16 protein-coding genes are annotated in these 18558 nt (G+C 69.7%); 5 read left to right on the top strand and 11 right to left on the bottom strand.

The window, feature by feature from the left end:
• Positions 1-10 precede the first annotated feature (10 nt).
• Positions 11-1270, top strand: a complete 1260-nt coding sequence (locus OG452_RS21700) for an LCP family protein (RefSeq protein ID WP_327297254.1) — start codon at positions 11-13, stop codon at positions 1268-1270.
• Between the two features lie 202 nt (positions 1271-1472).
• Positions 1473-1856: a tautomerase family protein gene (locus OG452_RS21695; RefSeq protein WP_327297253.1), complete on the top strand. Its 384-nt coding sequence runs from the start codon at positions 1473-1475 to the stop codon at positions 1854-1856.
• Between the two features lie 608 nt (positions 1857-2464).
• Here OG452_RS21695 and OG452_RS21690 read toward each other — a convergent pair.
• Both OG452_RS21690 and OG452_RS21685 read right to left on the bottom strand, forming a co-directional pair.
• Positions 2465-3484, bottom strand: a complete 1020-nt coding sequence (locus tag OG452_RS21690; RefSeq protein ID WP_327297252.1) for a DUF5954 family protein — start codon at positions 3482-3484, stop codon at positions 2465-2467.
• Between the two features lie 201 nt (positions 3485-3685).
• Complete coding sequence (locus OG452_RS21685; RefSeq protein ID WP_327297251.1) at positions 3686-4843, bottom strand: acyl-CoA dehydrogenase family protein; 1158 nt, start codon at positions 4841-4843, stop codon at positions 3686-3688.
• A 166-nt stretch (positions 4844-5009) separates the two neighbouring features.
• On the opposite strand from OG452_RS21685, the gene OG452_RS21680 reads away from it, so the two are divergent.
• Positions 5010-6353, top strand: coding sequence for a UDP-glucose dehydrogenase family protein (locus tag OG452_RS21680; protein WP_327297250.1), 1344 nt, complete (start codon positions 5010-5012; stop codon positions 6351-6353).
• A gap of 92 nt (positions 6354-6445) precedes the next feature.
• Here the strand turns inward: OG452_RS21680 and OG452_RS21675 are convergent, their stop codons facing one another.
• The 3 genes from OG452_RS21675 to OG452_RS21665 are packed head-to-tail and all read right to left on the bottom strand — an operon-like array spanning position 6446 to position 9342.
• A complete protein-coding gene (locus OG452_RS21675) occupies positions 6446-7633 on the bottom strand; it encodes a dipeptidase (RefSeq protein WP_327297249.1) in 1188 nt (395 codons plus the stop codon).
• A gap of 9 nt (positions 7634-7642) precedes the next feature.
• On the bottom strand, positions 7643-8194 hold the full coding sequence (gene purE / locus OG452_RS21670) for a 5-(carboxyamino)imidazole ribonucleotide mutase (protein WP_327297248.1): 552 nt from the start codon (positions 8192-8194) through the stop codon (positions 7643-7645).
• The gene (locus OG452_RS21665) at positions 8191-9342 is read right to left on the bottom strand and encodes a 5-(carboxyamino)imidazole ribonucleotide synthase (RefSeq protein ID WP_327297247.1); all 1152 of its coding nucleotides are present in this window, start codon (positions 9340-9342) and stop codon (positions 8191-8193) included. The genes purE and OG452_RS21665 overlap by 4 nt, the downstream gene beginning before the upstream one ends.
• Positions 9343-9503: 161 nt before the next feature.
• Between OG452_RS21665 and OG452_RS21660 the strand changes: the two genes are divergently transcribed.
• Positions 9504-9983 (top strand): GtrA family protein, encoded by a 480-nt coding sequence (locus OG452_RS21660; protein ID WP_327297246.1) that lies wholly within the window; start codon positions 9504-9506, stop codon positions 9981-9983.
• A gap of 19 nt (positions 9984-10002) precedes the next feature.
• Here OG452_RS21660 and OG452_RS21655 read toward each other — a convergent pair whose 3' ends face one another.
• Both OG452_RS21655 and OG452_RS21650 read right to left on the bottom strand, forming a co-directional pair.
• Positions 10003-11286, bottom strand: coding sequence for an ATP-binding protein (locus OG452_RS21655; RefSeq protein WP_327297245.1), 1284 nt, complete (start codon positions 11284-11286; stop codon positions 10003-10005).
• Between the two features lie 75 nt (positions 11287-11361).
• A complete protein-coding gene (locus tag OG452_RS21650; protein ID WP_327297244.1) occupies positions 11362-12039 on the bottom strand; it encodes a response regulator transcription factor in 678 nt (225 codons plus the stop codon).
• Positions 12040-12505: 466 nt separating this feature from the next.
• Here OG452_RS21650 and OG452_RS21645 point away from each other — a divergent pair, with 466 nt between their 5' ends.
• Positions 12506-13987, top strand: a complete 1482-nt coding sequence (locus tag OG452_RS21645) for a peptide MFS transporter (protein WP_327297243.1) — start codon at positions 12506-12508, stop codon at positions 13985-13987.
• A 155-nt stretch (positions 13988-14142) separates the two neighbouring features.
• On the opposite strand, the gene OG452_RS21640 is transcribed toward OG452_RS21645, so the two are convergent.
• From OG452_RS21640 to OG452_RS21625, 4 genes are read right to left on the bottom strand one after another with little or no spacing between them, the layout of a single operon-like run.
• Entirely contained in the window at positions 14143-15531 is a 1389-nt protein-coding gene (locus OG452_RS21640) for a hypothetical protein (protein ID WP_327297242.1), read from the bottom strand.
• Positions 15532-15545: 14 nt separating this feature from the next.
• A complete protein-coding gene (locus OG452_RS21635) occupies positions 15546-16664 on the bottom strand; it encodes a hypothetical protein (protein WP_405561395.1) in 1119 nt (372 codons plus the stop codon).
• Complete coding sequence (locus tag OG452_RS21630; RefSeq protein WP_327297241.1) at positions 16661-17665, bottom strand: hypothetical protein; 1005 nt, start codon at positions 17663-17665, stop codon at positions 16661-16663. The genes OG452_RS21635 and OG452_RS21630 overlap by 4 nt, the downstream gene beginning before the upstream one ends.
• A gap of 47 nt (positions 17666-17712) precedes the next feature.
• Positions 17713-18414: a peptidase gene (locus OG452_RS21625; protein ID WP_327297240.1), complete on the bottom strand. Its 702-nt coding sequence runs from the start codon at positions 18412-18414 to the stop codon at positions 17713-17715.
• Positions 18415-18558: the final 144 nt, after the last annotated feature.

Below are 18558 nucleotides of genomic sequence, written 5' to 3'. Positions count from 1 at the left end.
ACTGGTCCACATGGACGACAGGGACCGCTACGGACGCGGCAGCGAGAACGCACAGCCCGACGGTGCTCGGGTCATGCGGCACGTGCAGCGTTCGACGCCACCTGCCCAGCGGCAGTACGGCGGACAGCAGCAGGACCAGGGTTACGACAACGGATACGACTCCGCGTACGACAGTGGCTACAACACGGGCCAGGTCTACGGGCAGGGTGGCCCCTCGGGCCCCGGCAGCCGGAGAGGCCAGGGCGGCCAGGGCGCTGGCGGCCCGTACCCCACCACACGTCCGGGCACCCCCCCGAACTGGCGCCGCCGCATCAAGATCGGCGCGCTGGTCCTGGTGATCGCGATCCTCGGCGTCTCCATCGGTACGTACTTCTGGGCCGACGGAAAGCTGCGCCGCGAGGTCGACCTGTCCAAGGTCATCGACCGTCCCGCCACGGGCAAGGGCACGAACTACCTGATCGTGGGCTCGGACAGCCGCGACGGCATGTCCGCGGCCGACAAGAAGAAGCTGCACACCGGCTCCGCCGAGGGCAAGCGCACCGACTCCATGATCATCCTGCACGTCGGTGACCACGGGAACACGATGGTCTCGCTGCCCCGTGACTCGAACGTCACGATCCCGTCGTACAAGGGCTCGTCGTCCGGCAAGCTCTACCCGAACACCGGCCGGCAGACGAAGCTGAACGCCGCGTACGCGGAGGACGGCCCGGAGCTGCTGGTGCGCACCATCGAGTACAACACCGGGCTGCACATCGACCACTACGCGGAGATCGGTTTCGACGGCTTCGCAAGCATCGTGGACGCGGTCGGCGGGGTCCAGATGGACATTCCGCAGGCGTTCAAGGACAAGGACTCCGGCGCCGACTTCCCGGCGGGCAAGCAGACCCTCAACGGCAGCCAGGCCCTGGCCTTCGTCCGCACCCGGCACGCCTTCGCGGCCAGCGACCTGCAGCGCACGAAGAACCAGCAGAAGTTCCTGGCGGCCCTGGCCTCCCAGACGGCCACCCCGTCCACGATCATGAACCCCTTCAAGCTCTACCCGGTGATGGGCGCGGGCCTGGACACGCTGATCGTGGACAAGGACATGAGCCTGTGGAACCTGGCATCCATGTTCTGGGCCATGAAGGGTGTGTCGGGCGGTGACGGCAAGCAGATGAACATGCCGATCTCCGGCTCCACCGGCGGCAATCTGGTCTGGGACAAGACCAAGGTCAAGCAGCTGGTGCAGGAGCTGAAGGACGACGACACGGTGACGGTTTCGGGTAACTAGCGCCGGCTTGGGCCCGAACTGGCCCGGCTTGGGCCCGAACTGGACCCGAACTGGTCCGCTGGACAAGACGGAGCAGGCCCCCGGACCCCGGCCCGGGGGCCTGCTCCGTCCAATGCAGTTGCTTTAGGCGGCACTCGCACGTCGTGTGTACCTACTGGTACGTACACTCGGTGTCGCATTGCCGATCTCCCCAGGAGGCTCCATGCCGCTCGTTCGCATCGATGTTCTGGGCTGTGACGCCCAGCGATTGAAGGCATTGGGGCGCGCCGTCCAGGAGGCGCTGGGCGAGACGATGGGGATCCCGGACGACGATCGTTTCCAGATCCTCACCGGACACGACGGGGAACGCAGCGTTTTGCGTCACGGCACCTACCTCGACGTGCAGCGGGACGACGGCATCGTGTACGTGGCGATCACTTTGCGGGGTGGCCGGTCGGCCGCCCAGAAGCAGGCGCTGTACCGACGTATTGCCGAGCTCGCTCAGGAATACGCGGGGACGGAACCCCGCAACGTGTTCGTCGTGCTGACCGAGAACACCGATGCCGACTGGTCGCTCGGGAACGGGGACGCCCAGTACCTGCTCTAGGGCGGTGGGGGTTGGTGCTTCTCTGAGTCGGCCTTTCGACCCGGCAGGTGCTCTTCGGCTTCCTGGACTGATTGTGGGCCCAACGGCCGGGCTGCACGGTGCCGCGTCTGGCGCGGGTCCTCAGCACGGGCTATCGGTTCGGCTTCTTGTACCGCGCGTGGGCAGTCCCGATTGCGCCGGGCCGGGAGGAGGCGCGCGCGTGCCTCCTGCCTGGCCTCAGTGAAGGAGCGGGTGAGCCTGGCGTCGGTCGCTCCGAGCTGGGGTGGGATGCTGCGGACGCACTTCAGGTCGGAAATGCGGTCGGCGTCCACGGCGGGGCGGGCGAGCGCCGCTGTGTGAGCGAACTTGCGGATCGCGTGGTGACCGCGAAGTAGGCCCACAGTTCCAGCCGGACGCCCTCCGGTGCGACCTGATCGGCCCGGCAGGGAAGTCGGCGGCGCCGCTCGGCTCGGTCGTGCTTGGCTACTCCGCATCGACCAGCTCGGCGGTGAACACCTTCGTCAGGGTCCCAATTCGCACCCGCTGGCCCGCGCCCCACCCCGTCACACGCGGGGCAACGATCTCCGCTACTCAAAGACAACTGCATTGTCCTGCTCCGTCCGCCCGGGCTACTCCCCGTGCGTGATCGTGCCCCACTCGTCCATGGTGGGGCGGATCTTGATGGGCTCCTGGATGTCCGTGTCCGAGCGCCGCGGGGGCTCGGGGCCGTCCGGGCCGATGCGCATCATGCGCTCCACCCGGACGATCTGGAAGCAACGTCCGCGCACCCGGAGCTCATTGGGCCTGCGCTGCTGGGTGAACCGCCCGGCCGCCCGTGCGTACACCTCGGCGTCCCGTTCGCTGATGTTCCCGAACATCGGCAGCGACTCGGTCAGGTAGTGCACCAGCCAGCGCCGCGCCTCCTGGGGGGTGACGCACTGCGCGCCCACCATCGACCAGGTGTGCTCCTTGTGCTCCATGATCCGGAAGGCGACCGGCAGCAGCACCAGGCCGGGGTGGGTCGTCACCGCACGCCGGGAGTCCGCCAGTACGTCGGGCGGGAAGCGCCGGGAGGTGTACGAGAGCGGCAGCAGGCCGGCCCGGTCCAGGCCCTCGGTCAGCCCGACCGCGGCGCTGTGGTCGATCACGAAGCCCTTGGTGCGCGGCACCGGGCGGACGCGCGGCTCGTCCCAGCCGTCCGTATCGACGTCGGTGGGCCTCGGCGGCTCCAGCCGGCCCCCGCCGATCCTGGCGAACTCGTCGGCGCGCACGATGCGGTAGCGCGTACCCCAGGCGGACACGGCGTTCAGCGGCTCGGTCTCCAACCGGGCGACCGCCGCGAGCAGTTCGCGCCGTTCCAGGTGATCGTCGGTCTCGTCCTTGGCCTTGAGCCAGAGATACGAGTTGAGTTCGTCCCGGGCGTCCTGCGGATACCCCGTGTCCATCCCGCCGAGCAGCCGCCACCGGGGCCGTTCACCACGCCGCTGCTCGGCGAAGCCGAAGAGCGGCCCCCGGACCACGATCTCGCCGTACTTGCGCGCCGAGGCCATCGCATCCAGCTCGGTGACTTCGGATACGGGGTCGTCCCGGCGCTGCACATTGATGAAGAACCGCCCCGGCGTCTGCGTCTGCTGTTCCTGATCCTCCATGGCGACAGTGTGCAGACGGTCAGGGACACCGGGCAGGGGGAATGCGGAAATACAGTCCTCTTCGGTCAGAGCTGTCGTATACCTGAACGTATTGCGACAGCCCGTACAGCGCGCGCAGCGTGGTCAAGGGCCCTGCCCGAAGTGAGGAAGCCCCGGCGGCCGGGGCTTCCCTGGGCGTGCTCGGGCAGGGGGCGGTGGCCGCTACGGCAGGTTCCGCGCCATCACGATGCGCTGGACTTGATTCGTTCCCTCATAAATCTGCGTGATCTTCGCGTCGCGCATCATGCGCTCCACCGGGTAGTCGCGCGTGTAGCCGTACCCGCCGAGGAGCTGGACCGCGTCCGTCGTGACCTCCATCGCGACGTCCGACGCGAAGCACTTGGCGGCCGCGCCGAAGAACGTCAGGTCGCCGTCGAGGCGTTCCGACTTCGCGGCGGCCGAGTAGGTGAGCTGGCGGGCCGCTTCGAGCTTCATCGCCATGTCCGCGAGCATGAACTGGATGCCCTGGAAGTCGCCGATCGGCTTGCCGAACTGCTTGCGCTCCTGGACGTAGCCCTTGGCGTAGTCGAGGGCGCCCTGCGCGATGCCGATGGCCTGGGCTGCGATCGTGATGCGGGTGTGGTCCAGGGTCTTCATCGCCGTGGCGAAGCCTGTGCCCTCCTCGCCGATCATCCGGTCGGCGGGGAGGCGAACGTTGTCGAGGTAGACCTCACGGGTCGGGGAGCCCTTGATGCCGAGCTTCTTCTCGGGGGCGCCGAAGGAGACCCCCTCGTCGGACTTCTCGACCACGAAGGCGCTGATGCCCTTGGAGCGCTTGGTGGGGTCGGTGACGGCCATCACCGTGTAGTACTCGGAGACACCCGCGTTGGTGATCCAGCGCTTCACGCCGTTGAGCACCCAGAAGTCCCCGTCGCGCACGGCCCTGGTCTTCATGCCCGCCGCGTCCGAACCCGCGTCGGGCTCGCTCAGGCAGTACGAGAACATGCCCTCGCCCCTGGCCAGGCGGCTCATGTACTTCTTCTTGAGGTCCTCGGAGCCCGACAGGATCACCGGGAGCGAGCCCAGCTTGTTGACGGCCGGGATCAGCGAGGAGGACGCGCAGACGCGGGCCACCTCCTCGATCACGATGACCATGGCGAGCGCGTCGGCCCCGGCGCCGCCGTACTCCTCGGGTACGTGCACGGCGTGCAGGTCGGCAGCTGTCAGCGCGTCCAGCGCCTCCTGCGGGAAGCGGGCTTCCTCGTCCACCGCGGCGGCGAAGGGCGCGATCTTCGCCTCAGCCAAGGCACGCACCGAGTCGCGGAGCATGTCGTGCTCCTCGGCCGGGCGGTACAGGTCGAAATCGGGCGAACCTGCCAAGGTCACTCACTCCCCAAGATGCTAACTACCGTTAAGTAACTAGATTTTAGAGGCTGCCCGCCCACAGGGATACGTGAGCTGCACGACAGGGGTCGGGCCGGGCACCGGGCGCCCCGACTATGCTCGGGCGCGCAACCGATCCCGTACGCCCCCCTGGAGCTCCCTGATGGCCCTGAAAATCACCGTGATCGGTACCGGTTATCTCGGTGCCACCCACGCCGCGGCCATGGCTGAGCTGGGATTCGATGTGCTCGGTCTGGACATCGTCCACGAGAAGATCGAGATGCTCTCGCAGGGGCGCGTCCCCATGTACGAGCCCGGACTCGAAGAGCTTCTGCAGCGGCACGTCGCGGGGATCCAGGGGTCGACCGGGCGGCTGCGCTTCACCACGTCGTGGGAGGAGGCGGGCGGGTTCGGCGATGTGCACTTCGTGTGCTGCAACACCCCGCAGAAGCACGGCGAGTACGCCTGCGACATGTCGTACGTCGACAACGCCTTCCGCTGGCTCGCGCCGCATCTGAAGGCGAACGCGCTGGTCGTCGGCAAGTCGACCGTGCCGGTCGGCAGCGCGGCCAGGCTCGCCGGGGTGCTCCGGGATCTTGCGCCCGCCGGTGCGGGTGTGGAGCTGGCGTGGAACCCGGAGTTCCTGCGGGAGGGCTTCGCCGTCAAGGACACCCTGCACCCCGACCGGATCGTCGTCGGCGTGGAGAGCGTGGGGGCCGAGAAGCTGCTGCGCGAGGTGTACGCGGGGCCGGTGGGCGAGGGGTCGCCGTTCGTGGTGACCGACTTCCCCACGGCCGAGCTGGTGAAGACCGCCGCGAACTCCTTCCTCGCCACGAAGATCTCCTTCATCAACGCGATGGCCGAGGTCTGCGAGGCCGCCGACGGCGACGTCGCGAAGCTCGCGGAAGCACTCGGGCACGACGAGCGCATCGGCAAGAAGTTCCTGCGGGCCGGGATCGGCTTCGGCGGCGGGTGTCTGCCCAAGGACATCAGGGCCTTCATGGCCCGCGCCGGCGAACTGGGCGCCGACCAGGCGCTGACCTTCCTCCGCGAGGTCGACTCGGTCAACATGCGCCGCCGCGGCCACATGGTGGAGCTGGCGCGGGAGGCCGTGGGCGGCGGCTCGTTCCTTGGCAAGCGGGTCGCGGTGCTCGGCGCGACCTTCAAGCCGGACTCGGACGACGTACGGGACTCCCCCGCGCTGAACGTCGCGGGCCAGATCCACCTCCAGGGCGGCCAGGTCACGGTTTACGACCCGAAGGGCATGGAGAACGCCCGCCGTCTCTTCCCGACGCTCGGCTACGCGGAGACCGCGCTGGACGCGGTACGCGGCGCGGATGTCGTCCTGCACCTCACGGAGTGGCGCGAGTTCCGCGAGCTGGACCCGGCGGCACTGGGCGCGGTGGCCTCCGAGCGGATACTGCTGGACGGCCGCAACGCGCTGGACCCGGTCGCTTGGCGGGAGGCCGGCTGGGTGTACCGGGCGATGGGGCGCCCGCGGGCTTAGGTGTACGCGGATCCCGCCGGGCACCCGTTCTGTCTCTGCGTCTGCTGAGCACGGTGGCCGGCCCGGGATTCTCCCCCGGGCCGGCCATCCATTCAGCCGTCCAGGTCGGCCAGAGTCGCGTTGGACGGGCCGCGCTCGGCCTGGAGGCCGCGGGCCACGTCCTCCGCGGCGCGCAGCACCCGTACCGCGTTCTGCCAGGTCAGCTTCGCCAGGTCGGGTTTCGACCAGCCGCGGCCGATCAGCTCACCGATCAGGTTCGGGTAGCCCGCCACGTCCTCCAGGCCGGCCGGGGTGAAAGCCGTGCCGTCGTAGTCGCCGCCGATGCCGATGTGGTCGACGCCCGCCACCTCACGCATGTGGTCCAGGTGGTCGGCGACCGTCGACGCGGTGGCCATCGGGCGGGGGTGCGCCTCCTCGAAAGCGCGCTGGACCTTCAGCCCCGCGGGCGTGGTGTTCAGGTGGTGCAGCCCGTGGGTGCGCATGTTCTCGTCCGCGCGGGCGGTCCAGGCGACCGCCTCGGGGAGGATGAACTTCGGTACGAACGTGGCCATCGCGATGCCGCCGTTCGCCGGGAGCAGTGCGAGGACGTCGTCCGGGATGTTGCGCGGGTGGTCGCAGACCGCACGTGACGAGGAGTGCGAGAAGATCACCGGCGCCGTGGAGGTCGCCAGCGCGTCGCGCATCGTGGACGCCGCCACGTGCGAGAGGTCCACCAGCATGCCGGTGCGGTTCATCTCGCGGACCACCTCGTGGCCGAAGGCGGTCAGTCCGCGGGCCTTCACGACGTCGGTCGCGGAGTCCGCCCAGGCGATGTTGTCGTTGTGCGTGAGCGTCATGTAGCGGACGCCCAGCGTGTGCAGGGCGCGCAGGGTGCCCAGCGAGTTGTTGATGGAGTGGCCGCCCTCGGCGCCCATCAGGGACGCGATGCGGCCCTGGCTCCTGGCCTTCTCCATGTCGTCGGCGGTCAGCGCGCGGACCAGGTCACCGGGGTAGCGGGTGAGCAGCTGGTCCACCGCGTCGATCTGCTCCAGCGTCGCGCTGACCGCGTCCTCGCCCGCCATGTCGCTGCGGACGTAGACCGACCAGAACTGCGCGCCGACGCCGCCCTTGCGCAGCCGGTGCAGGTCGGTGTGGAGATGGCCCGTCTGGTCCCGGGCGATGTCCAGCGCGTCCAGGTCGTACCGGACGTTCTCGCGCAGTGCCCAGGGCAGGTCGTTGTGGCCGTCCACGACCGGGTACTCGGCGAGCAGGTCCAGCGCTTCGGTGAGGTGATTGCTCATGGGAGCCGCCTACTTTCCGAATCCGAAGGTCTCCGCGCCCGCCGCCCTGGCGCGCAGCCGGGTGCCCTTCTCCGTCGCTTCGTCGTTCAGCTTCTGCTGGAACTCCCGCATCTTGTCCTGGAGTTGCGGGTCGGACGCGGCCAGGATGCGCACGGCGAGCAGCCCCGCGTTGCGCGCGCCGCCCACCGAGACGGTCGCCACGGGGACGCCGGCCGGCATCTGCACGATGGACAACAGGGAGTCCATGCCGTCCAGGTACTTCAGCGGCACCGGAACGCCGATGACCGGCAGCGGGCTGACCGAGGCCAGCATCCCCGGCAGATGGGCCGCTCCCCCGGCGCCCGCGATGATCGCCCGGAGCCCCCGTCCGTCGGCGTGCTCGCCGTACGCGATCATCTCGCGCGGCATCCGGTGGGCGGAGACGACGTCCACCTCGTACGCCACCCCGAACTCGTCCAGGGCCTTGGCCGCTGCCTCCATGACGGGCCAGTCGGAGTCCGAGCCCATCACGATGCCGACCACGGGAGCGGCAGAGGCCGCGGGAGCTGACGGAGAGGTCATTCGGTGATCGTCCCTCGCAGGTATCCGGCGGCATGACGGGCGCGTTCCAGCACGTCGTCGAGGTCGTCGCCGTAGGTGTTGACGTGGCCGACCTTGCGCCCCGGCTTCACGTCCTTGCCGTACATGTGGATCTTGAGTTGGGGGTCGCGGGCCATGCAGTGCAGATAGGCCTGGTACATGTCCGGGAAGTCGCCGCCCAGGACGTTGCACATGACCGTCCAGCGGGCGCGCGGGCGCGGATCGCCGAGCGGCAGGTCCAGGACCGCGCGCACATGGTTGGCGAACTGCGAGGTGATCGCGCCGTCCTGGGTCCAGTGGCCGGAGTTGTGCGGGCGCATCGCCAGCTCGTTGACGAGGATGCCCGGCGTGCCGTCGGGTCCGCGGACCTCGAAGAGTTCGACCGCGAGGTGGCCGGTCACGTCCAGCTCGGCGGCGATCCGCAGGGCGAGCTGCTGGGCCTCGCCCGCCAGCTCCTCGCTGATGCCGGGCGCGGGGGCGATCACGGTGTCGCAGACCCCGTCGACCTGCTGGGACTCGACCACCGGGTAGGCCACGGCCTGGCCGTGCGGGGAGCGTACGACGTTCGCCGCCAGCTCCCGTACGAAGTCGACCTTCTCCTCGGCCAGCACCGGGACGCCCGCCTTGAAGGGGGCTTCGGCGTCCGCGAGGGAGCGTACGAACCAGACGCCCTTGCCGTCATAGCCGCCCCGGACCGTCTTGAGGATGACCGGGAAGCCGCCCGCCTCGTCCGCGAAGGCGACCGCGTCGGCCGGGTCGGAGACGATGCGGTGGCGGGGGCAGGGGGCCCCGATCGCGGTGAGCCGCTCGCGCATCACCCCCTTGTCCTGGGCGTGCACCAGCGCGTCCGGGCCTGGCCGGACGGGGATGCCGTCCGCCTCCAGGGCGCGCAGGTGCTCGGTGGGCACATGCTCGTGGTCGAAGGTGATCACGTCGCAGCCGCGCGCGAAGGCGCGCAGCGTCTCCAGGTCGCGGTAGTCGCCGACGACGACTTCGCTGACCACCTGGGCCGCCGAGTCCTGCGGGGTGTCACTGAGCAGCTTGAATTTAAGGCCGAGGGGAATACCCGCCTCGTGGGTCATCCGGGCGAGCTGTCCGCCACCGACCATGCCGACTACGGGGAACGTCACGTACCCCAGGGTATCCGCAGGCCCCTGGCCCGCATGCCAGCACGTCACAGCCTTGGGCGGGCACCCGAACGGACCACTGGCTAGCATGGTCGCGTTGACCCACCCGACGACACACTCGACCGAACGCTGACTCCATCGACCGAACGGGGCTTTCCACCACCATGAGCGATTCCGGCGGGATGCGGACGCGGGTGCAGCGGCTCTGGCGCGAGGTCGCCAAGTTCGGCGCGGTGGGCGCCCTCGGCCTGCTGGTCAACATGGCGGCGTTCAACCTGCTCCGCCACACGACCTCACTGCAGGTGGTACGGGCCAGTGTGCTGGCGACCGTCATCGCGGTCGTCTTCAACTACGTGGGCCTGCGGTACTTCGCCTACCGGGACCGCGAGAAGAGCGGCCGCGCCCGGGAGATGGGTCTTTTCCTGCTGTTCAGCCTGGTCGGGGCGGTCATCGAGAACGGGATCCTCTACGCGGCGACCTACGGCGCCGACTGGAACTCCCCGCTGCAGAGCAACTTCTTCAAGTTCCTCGGTATCGCCGTCGCGACGCTCTTCCGCTTCTGGTCCTACCGCACCTGGGTGTTCCGGGCGCTGGCCGCGCCGGCCCCGGCTGCCGGGGCCCTGGTGGAGGCCGGCCCGGAGTAGGGCCTGCCGGCAGCCCCGGTCACCGGATCGTCGGCTGCGGGTCGGGGGCGCTGTTCTGCTGCGGCGGGTTCTTCGACACCCGGCTCAGGAAGAGCGCGAAGACCGGCGGGTACTGCTGGAGCATTTCGAGCCGTCCGCCGTCCGCCTCCGCCAGGTCACGGGCCACGGCGAGGCCGATACCGGTGGAGTTGCGGCCACTGATGGTCCGCTCGAAGATCCGCGCCCCGAGGTCGGACGGCACACCGGGCCCCTCGTCGGTCACCTCGACGACCGTCTGGGTGCCGGTGACCCGTGTACGCACCGCGACGGTGCCGCCGCCGTGCATCAGCGAGTTCTCGATCAGGGCGGCCATCACCTGGGCCACCGCGCCGGGCGTACCGATGGCCCGCAGCCCGCGCTTCCCCGACCGTACGATCGCGCGCCCCGCGCTGCGGTACGCCGGGCGCCACTCCTGGAGCTGCTGGGTGACGACCTCGTCCAGATCGAAGGTGACGGCGGAGCCGGTGCGCGGGTCGCGGGAGTTGGTCAGCAGCCGCTCCACGACGTCCGTCAGCCGCTCGACCTGGGTCAGCGCGATGGTCGCCTCCTCCTTCACCGTGCCCAGGTCCTCGGTGAGGGTGATCTCCTCAAGGCGCATGGAGAGCGCGGTCAGCGGCGTACGGAGCTGGTGCGACGCGTCGGCGGCCAGCCGGCGCTCGGCGGTCAGCATCCTGGTGATCCGCTCGGCCGACGAGTCGAGCACATCGGCGACCCGGTCCAGCTCTGGCACCGCGTACCGCTTGTGCCGGGGGCGCGGGTCACCGGAGCCGAGGCGTTCGGCGGTCTCGGCCAGGTCGGTGAGCGGCGAGGTGAGCTTGTTGGCCTGGCGTACGGCGAGGAGCACCGCCGAGACGATCGCCAGGAGGGCCACCGCGCCGATGATGAGCAGGGTCCGGCCGACCTCTCGGGTCACGGTGGAGCCCGCTTCCTCGACCGTGACCTCCTCGCCGTGGGCGCCGGTCGCCCTGGACCGGATGACGCTACCCTCGGGCTCGGTGCCGAGCCTGACGGTGTCCCGGCCGGGGACCTTGATCACCGCGTAGCGGTGGGCCTCGACCTGGTCGTGCAGGACAGACCCGGTGACCCGTTCGTTGCCGACGATCCGGCTCTCGACGATGCTCGCGAGACGCAGCGCCTCGGAGTCCACGCTCTCCTGAGCACTGCTGCTGATGGTGCGCGTCTCGACGATGACGAGTGAGACGCCGAAGACGGCGATCACGACGAGTACGACGGCGAGCGTGGAGTTGATGAGTCGGCGGCGCATACGGCAAGTGTCGCAGTCGCCGCCCCCGGGACCGGGACGGTTCTACGCCCGCGGCCTCGCCTTGTGGCTCCCGCCTCAGCTCTTCTCGAAGCGGAAGCCGACGCCCCGCACGGTGGCGATGTAGCGCGGGTTCGCCGCGTCGTCGCCGAGCTTCTTGCGCAGCCAGGAGATGTGCATGTCGAGCGTCTTGGTGGACGACCACCAGGTGGTGTCCCAGACCTCGCGCATCAGCTGGTCGCGGGTGACGACCCGGCCTGCGTCCCTGACCAGGACCCGCAGCAGGTCGAACTCCTTTGCCGTCAGCTGGAGTTCCTCGTCACCCATCCAGGCCCGGTGCGACTCGACGTCGATCCGTACGCCGTGGGTGGCGGGCTGCGGGGTGGTCTCGGCGGCGCCGCGCCGCAGCAGGGCCCGTACCCGCGCCAGCAGTTCGGCGAGCCGGAACGGCTTGGTGACGTAGTCGTCGGCACCGGCGTCCAGGCCGACCACCGTGTCGACCTCGTCGGCGCGGGCGGTGAGCACCAGGACGGGCACGGTGTGCCCGTCGGCGCGCAGCCGCCTGGCCACCTCCAGGCCGTCCATGCCGGGCAGGCCCAGATCCAGGACGACCAGGTCGATCCCTCCTTGAAGGCCGGCGTCGAGCGCGGTCGGTCCGTCTTCCCGCACCTCGACCTCGTAACCCTCCCGACGCAGTGCGCGGGCCAGCGGCTCCGAGATGGATGCGTCGTCCTCGGCGAGCAGTACACGGGTCATGAAGGTGATGGTAGACCGCGACGGGTCGTGCTCGTGAGGTGATCGCGGAGGGCTGCGGGTCTGGGCGGTCATACGGATTGCCACCTTCGAATACAGTGGCCGGTTCCGGCATTCACCTGTGATCCATGTCTCAAACCCTTTCAAATGCCGCAGCTGCCTCTTTATGGTGGCGAGACGCCTCAAGCAGTACTTGAGGTTCTTTGGCCTGCCATGAGGCGGCAAAGGCCCCCTTATTGTGTGCGCGGTCGGCATTTCGGCCGCTTGGACAGTGAATGACCTAGCGGCCGGGCCCTGTGTGCGAGGAAGCGCGCGGAGCGTGGATCCCGGTGTGGTCTCCCCCTTCGGTACGGATCACATCCGGCTGGCCCCTCAGGCGTGGGGCGGGGACGGACCATGCCGGTGCCGGCCACCCCCCCACCGGGCGCGTCACCGATCTGCGACGCGTCCCGAAAAGCAAGGAACGACCATGGCGTCAAGCCTGACGAAGGCTCCGGAGACCCCGGAAAAGACCTTCTTCGGACACCCCCGCGGCCTGGCAACGCTCTTCATGACCGAGATGTGGGAGCGTTTCAGCTTCTACGGCATGAGGGCTCTGCTCCCGCTGTACCTGGTGTCCAACAGCGGTCCGCACCTGAGCGCGGCCACCGCCACGGCGATCTACTCGATCTACCTGGCGATGGTCTACCTGCTCGCCATGCCCGGCGGCTGGTTCGGCGACCGCGTCTGGGGGCCCCGTAAGACGGTCGCCATCGCGGCCTCGGTCATCATGGTCGGGCATCTCACTCTGGCGCTGCCCAGCACGGGTGCGTTCTTCGCGGGTCTGGCGCTCGTCGCGTTCGGTTCCGGGCTACTGAAGGCCAACATCTCCACGATGGTCGGCCACCTGTACAAGGGCCCCGACGACCCGCGCCGCGACGGTGGCTTCACCGTCTTCTACATGGGCATCAACCTCGGTGCCTTCCTGGCGCCGCTGGTCATCGGCACGGTCGGCGAGAACGTCAACTGGCACCTCGGCTTCGCCCTCGCGGCGCTCGGCATGGCGATGGGCCTGATCCAGTTCCTGGTCGGCACCCGCCACCTGAACGCGCGCAGCAGCGTCGTCCCGAAGCCGCTGTCGGCGCAGGAGCGCAGCTCGACCCTGACCAAGGGCCTGATCTGCCTGATCATCGCCGCGGTCTTCTACGGCGGCGTGGTCTTCAGCGGAGCGTTCACCCAGAACTGGGCGCTCTACCCGATCACCGTGCTCGGTCTGCTCATCCCGATCGGCGTCCTGGTGCGCATCAAGCGCGACCGGGACCTGTCGGGCCACGAGCAGAAGAAGATGTCCGGGTACATCTGGTTCTTCGTGGCCGCGGCCGTCTTCTGGATGATCTACGACCAGGGCGGCTCCACGATGTCGCTCTTCGGTGAGAACTCCACGACGAACAGCCTGCTCGGCTTCCACTTCCCGACCTCCTGGTACCAGTCGGTGAACCCGGTGTTCATCATGGCGCTGGCCCCGGTCGTCGCCTGGATCTGGCTGGCCCTCAACAAGAGGGGCAAGGAGCCCAGCACGGTCGTCAAGTTCGTCTCGGGCCTCTTCCTGATCGGCATCTCGTTCTTCGTCTTCATGCTGCCGCTGATGTCGACCACGGACGGCTCGAAGGTCAGCCCGATGTGGCTGGTGGCGGTCTACTTCATCCAGACCGTCGGTGAGCTCTGCCTCTCCCCGGTCGGCCTCTCGGTGACCACGAAGATGGCCCCGGCGAAGTACGCCAGCCAGATGATGGGTGTGTGGTTCCTCGCCGTCACGGCGGGTGACTGCTTCACCAGCCTGATGTCGCTGGCCGGTGTGAACCTCAACAAGTCCGGCATCGTCGGTCTTGAGGCGGCGCTCGCGGTGGTCGCGGCGATAGCGATCTGGATGTACCGACGCAAGGTCAAGGACCTCATGGGCGAGGTCCGCTGACGCGGTCCGCGCTCGACCTGTTTTTGTACGCAGGCCCCGCCGCACCGGTCAGGTGCGGCGGGGCCTGTCCCGTACGCGCTCAGCTTCGGGAGCCCTCCGGTACGCGCCGGGCCCTCCCCAGGACGGCGGCGGACCCGGTGCCCTGTGCCCGGGGGTCAGCGAGTGCCGCGCAGCCTCCTCCACGGGGTGAAGGTGAACACCGCGCCGCCCAGCAGGATCACCGTGCCGGCCACCAGGCCGAGCGCCCGCAGACCGCCGTTGTCACTCGCACCGGTCTCGGCGAGGCCACCGCTGGTGCTGGTGCTGCCGCCCGAGCCGCCCGTCGCCGTGCCGCCGGTGGTACCGCCGGTCGACGTGCCACCCGACGCGCCGCCCGGCTGGGCCGACGTGTCCAGTTGCAGTGAGACGGCGACGTTCCCCGGCGGGGTGCAGGTGGTGGTCGTACCGAGCGCCTTGACGGTCAGTACGCCGGGGCTGAGCGTCGTCTTGCCGCTGGCGCCCGGCTTGTACGTGCCGGTCAGGTCGGGGATCACGATGGGCGCCCCCGACTTGATGGCCGACTTGTTGGCCGGGCCCACCACATGGACCGTGCCCTTGTCGGAGCCGCCCAGTTTGACGTCCATGGACGGGACGACCGAACCGGCGGGGATGTCGGCCGGGCTGTCCATCACGGACTTGCTGAACTTCACGGTGAGGCCGTAGTTCCCCCCGCTCTTCTTGGCGTTGATCTGCACCGGCGATGTGGCGTTCTTGTCGCCGATGGGCGTCTTGCAGGCGTAGGCGACGGAGACCTGCTTGCCGGGGAAATCGGTCGCGCCCCCGGTGCCGCCCGTGGTGCTGCCGCCTGTGGTGGACCCGCCGGTGCTCGTACCGCCGGTGGTGGTGCCGGCCGTCGTACCGCCCGTGGTGGTACCGCCGGTGGTCGTCCCGGCCGTCGTGCCGCCGGTGGTCGTCCCGGCCGTCGTGCCGCCGGTGGTCGTTCCGCCCGTCGTGGTCCCGCCGGTGGTCGTCCCCCCGCCGTCCGTGACCTTGATGGTGGTCGACGGCTTCACCGTCTCCTTGGGCGAGCACTTGGTGTCCGTGGAGATCGGCTTGCTGACGTTGATGTTGTACTTGTCGGCCGTCAGCGTGACGTCCCCGGCCTTGGTCAGCTTCAGCTTGGCCGTCATGTCGGAGAGGACCATCGGGGCGCCCTTGGGGATGGGCGGGTTGGTCCGGGGCCCCTGCACGGCCAGGTCCGCTGTCTGGGCCCCGCCGACCTTGACCGTGCCGGTCGGCTGCACGGTGTTGGCGTCCAGATTGAGGATGTCGGGGTTCTTGGAGGCGGCCGAGACCGTCTTCCACACGACGTCGACCTCGTCGCCCACCTTCGCCGTGGCGGGCGCGGTGATCGCCACGGCGGTCGTGCCCTCGATGGGCGGCAAGCCGGAAATCGAGGGCGGTATGCACTCGGTCTTGTACGAGACGTCCGCGGCCTGCGCGGGGCCCGCGGCCAGCATGATCCCCGCACCGCCGAGCATCAGCGCGAATCCTGCCGCGCTCATCCTCCGTTGTCTGATCACGAGTTTCCCTTCGTCGTCGGGTGCTTCTCGGCCGGGTGGTTCTCAGACGGTGCGGTGTCCGGGGTGAACCACGGCAGAACCGTGGTCGTAGAGGGCGGCCCGTCACCGGACGGCGACGCCGCCCGCCCGGGCCTGCGGAACGCGGGCATTCTCACGGTGAGTCCGGGCAGCAGCGCGTTCCGGTGGCGGCCGGCGCCACCGGCCGTACCGCGTGCGCCCCGCGGCCTGACCTTGTCGACGACCGCCATGCCGATACGGAACACGGCGGCCGGTACGACCACGCACAGCAGCAGCCAGAAGAACGTGACGCCCCACGGGCGGCCCACCCCCCAGGGCTGCTCGACCAGCACCTTGCCGGCGTACTTCACCGCGACCTGGTAGTCGCCGTGGGCGCCCGCCGACAGTTCGGCGTCCAGTCTGATCTGCGCCTTCTTGCCAGGTGCGACGGTGCCGTGCCACTGGCCGTCCTGCCACTGCGGGGCGAACACGCCGTGCGAGGTGCCGAGGGAGAAGAGCGGGTCCTTGACGGGCGTCGAGCCGAGGTTGCCCACGGTGAAGACGATGGTCCGGCTCGGTGGCGCCCCGAACCAGGTGAGGACCCCGCTCGACCCTTCGAGACGGGCGTCGGACAGGACCGCCAGCCGCCCGGGCGAGGGTTTCGGCAGGGCCGCGACCGGATGTCCCGCGACCTTGAACACCACGTCGGCCGCGGCCTGTTCACCGGTCACGGTCGCGATGTGCACCACGCACGGGCAGGGCTTGGGCGGCTCGGCGACCGGCAACTTCTTGCTGAAGCCACCCTCGGAGTCGGTGGTGACGGCGCGTCCCTCGGAGTTGGCACAGGAGTTGGTGCCGCCGATCACGCCGCGGGCCGGGGTGGCCTGACCGCAGATCAGCATCATGAGCAGCGCGTCCGGACGCCAGCCCGTGCCCCTGACGGTGATGTCGCCGCCCTTGCCCGCCTGTTGCTGGGAGAGCGTGGCGCCGGGCCGGCCGGCCGCGGCGGCGCCGGTGGCCGGGGACACGACCAGGACGGGGAGCAGCGCCAGGAGGAAGGCCAGGGCGGCCCCCCAGCTCCCGAGTGCCCGCAGCCACCGGGCGGGTTCGATCTTCACGTTGCCGCTCCCGCCGTCGCCGGTTCGCTGTCGGTGTACTCCGTGTCCCTGGTGCCGCTGCCGCCGGTGCCGCTGTCGCTTGCGTACGGGTCCGGGCCGGCGCCCGGCCCCTCTTCCCGGCGTCTGCGCCGTACGGCGGACCAGCCGCCCGTACCCGCGAGCACCAGGACCACAGCCCCCGCCACGCGCCACCACGGCACGAACACCGCGGACACGGTCCCCGTCCCGCGTGCTCCGCCCCCGGCCGCCACCGTGAGGTGCACGGACGCCGAGTCGAGCGCCGGCGGATGCGGCCACCTCTCCGTGAGCCGTGCGCGCCGTCCGGGCAGCAGTTCCACCGGCAGCGTGCGCCCGGCGATGTGGTGAGCGCCGCTGATGAGGCCGTCGGTACGTACATCGAGGTGCGGGGTGAGGGCGGTGTTGCCGCGGTTCACCAGCGTGTAGTGGATCAGCCCCCGGCCCTTGTCGACCCGGACGTCCTCGACGGTCAGCGCCGAGAGCGTCGGTCCGCTCACCCGTAGCTGGACCCGCACCCCGGCCTCGCGCCCGCCTGCCGCCGCCACGATCGCGGCCGGGTGGTCGCCCGGTTCTGCGGTGGCGGGGACCGTGACGCTGAAGGGGACCCGGGCGCTGGTGCGCGCCGGGACCTTCACCGTGCGGGCGGCCGGAGTGATCCAGGAGTGGCCCGTGGTGCGGAACGCGGACCCACCGGAAGCCGTGTTGTCCGCCTCGGCCCCCCGCAGCCGTACGGTCACGGCCTTCTTCCCCGGATTGGTCAGCGCCAGGGTGTCCTCCAGGACGGTCCCCGGCGCACCCTCCAGATAGAAGTACGGCCGGCCGTCGGCGCTGGGTCTGGTCCCCGCGCCGGACGCGGGCGCCGCCGTCCAGCCGGAGCCGCCGGCCGCCGGTTCCGCCGCGGCCGCGGGTACGAGCGCGGGTACGGCGGAGCAGAGCAGTACGGCAGCCGTGAGCACGGCGGAACGGATGTTGCGCGTGAGCATGAGAGAACTCCCTGTTGCTTGGACCGCCTCCCTGGTCCCGGCAGGTGTCAGGCGGACCGCTGGCCCCGCCGGGTCAGCCACAGCACCCCCGCGGCCCCGCTGAGCAGCACGGTCCCGCCGAGCGTGCCGAGCGCCATCGTGGAGTCGAGCGGCCCGGTCTTCGGCAGGCTGCCGCCCGATGTGCTCTGCGAGGAACCACCGCTCGTACTGGAGCCGCTGCCCCCGCTCGTACCGCCGCCGCCCGATCCGGCGACCGTCAGTTCCAGTGAGGGCTTGGGGCTGTTGGACGGAGTACAGGTGGTCGTCGTACCGAGCGCCTTGATGGTCAGCGTCGACGCGGTGAAGGTGACCTTGCCGCTCTTGTGGGGCGTGTAGGTGCCCGACAGATCGCTGATCTTGATGGGCGAGTTGGCGGGTATGGCCGCCGGGTTGGTGGGTCCCGAGACCGGGACCGTTCCGCTCTCGGCGCCGCCCAGCTTGATGAGCGCGCTGGGCTTCATGGCGCCCTTGCCCAGTTCGACCGGGCTGGACGAGACGCCTTTCTGGAAGGACATGGTGAGGGTGTAGCCGCTGCCGCTCTTGACGCCCTTGATGTCGATGGGCGAGACGGCTCCCTTGTTACCGATCGGCGTCTTGCACTGGTAGTTGACGTCCACCACGTCGGCCTGGGCTGCCGGTGCGGTCATCAGCACCACCGAGCCCGCGACGGCCGCCGCCAGCGCAAACGCTGTCCGCTTCTGGTACGACACCTCGAAACCCCTTATGCCGGATGCCGCCGCTAAGTTACTGACGACACATCAGATTGGGCGCTCAAGGTACGCCGGAGCCCTTGCCGAGGGAAGACAAAGAGCGCACCGGATCGGTGCGCTCAGGGGAAGAGGAGAAGAGGGGGA

The organism is Streptomyces sp. NBC_01197 (assembly GCF_036010505.1).
GTDB lineage: Bacteria > Actinomycetota > Actinomycetes > Streptomycetales > Streptomycetaceae > Streptomyces.
The sequence above is the reverse complement of the archived record's forward strand: the minus strand, read 5'-3'. Positions and strand labels throughout refer to the sequence as shown.

What these genes read in the sequence shown, in the direction of transcription:
- OG452_RS21655 (WP_327297245.1), bottom strand. Translation starts at nt 11,286, where the DNA reads ATGCGCCGCCGACTCATCAACTCCACGCTCGCCGTCGTACTCGTCGTG.
- OG452_RS21630 (WP_327297241.1), bottom strand. Translation starts at nt 17,665, where the DNA reads ATGCTCACGCGCAACATCCGTTCCGCCGTGCTCACGGCTGCCGTACTG.
- OG452_RS21700 (WP_327297254.1), top strand. Translation starts at nt 11, where the DNA reads ATGGACGACAGGGACCGCTACGGACGCGGCAGCGAGAACGCACAGCCC.
- OG452_RS21640 (WP_327297242.1), bottom strand. Translation starts at nt 15,531, where the DNA reads ATGAGCGCGGCAGGATTCGCGCTGATGCTCGGCGGTGCGGGGATCATG.
- OG452_RS21690 (WP_327297252.1), bottom strand. Translation starts at nt 3,484, where the DNA reads ATGGAGGATCAGGAACAGCAGACGCAGACGCCGGGGCGGTTCTTCATC.
- purE (WP_327297248.1), bottom strand. Translation starts at nt 8,194, where the DNA reads ATGACCTCTCCGTCAGCTCCCGCGGCCTCTGCCGCTCCCGTGGTCGGC.
- OG452_RS21695 (WP_327297253.1), top strand. Translation starts at nt 1,473, where the DNA reads ATGCCGCTCGTTCGCATCGATGTTCTGGGCTGTGACGCCCAGCGATTG.
- OG452_RS21660 (WP_327297246.1), top strand. Translation starts at nt 9,504, where the DNA reads ATGAGCGATTCCGGCGGGATGCGGACGCGGGTGCAGCGGCTCTGGCGC.
- OG452_RS21645 (WP_327297243.1), top strand. Translation starts at nt 12,506, where the DNA reads ATGGCGTCAAGCCTGACGAAGGCTCCGGAGACCCCGGAAAAGACCTTC.
- OG452_RS21675 (WP_327297249.1), bottom strand. Translation starts at nt 7,633, where the DNA reads ATGAGCAATCACCTCACCGAAGCGCTGGACCTGCTCGCCGAGTACCCG.
- OG452_RS21680 (WP_327297250.1), top strand. Translation starts at nt 5,010, where the DNA reads ATGGCCCTGAAAATCACCGTGATCGGTACCGGTTATCTCGGTGCCACC.
- OG452_RS21650 (WP_327297244.1), bottom strand. Translation starts at nt 12,039, where the DNA reads ATGACCCGTGTACTGCTCGCCGAGGACGACGCATCCATCTCGGAGCCG.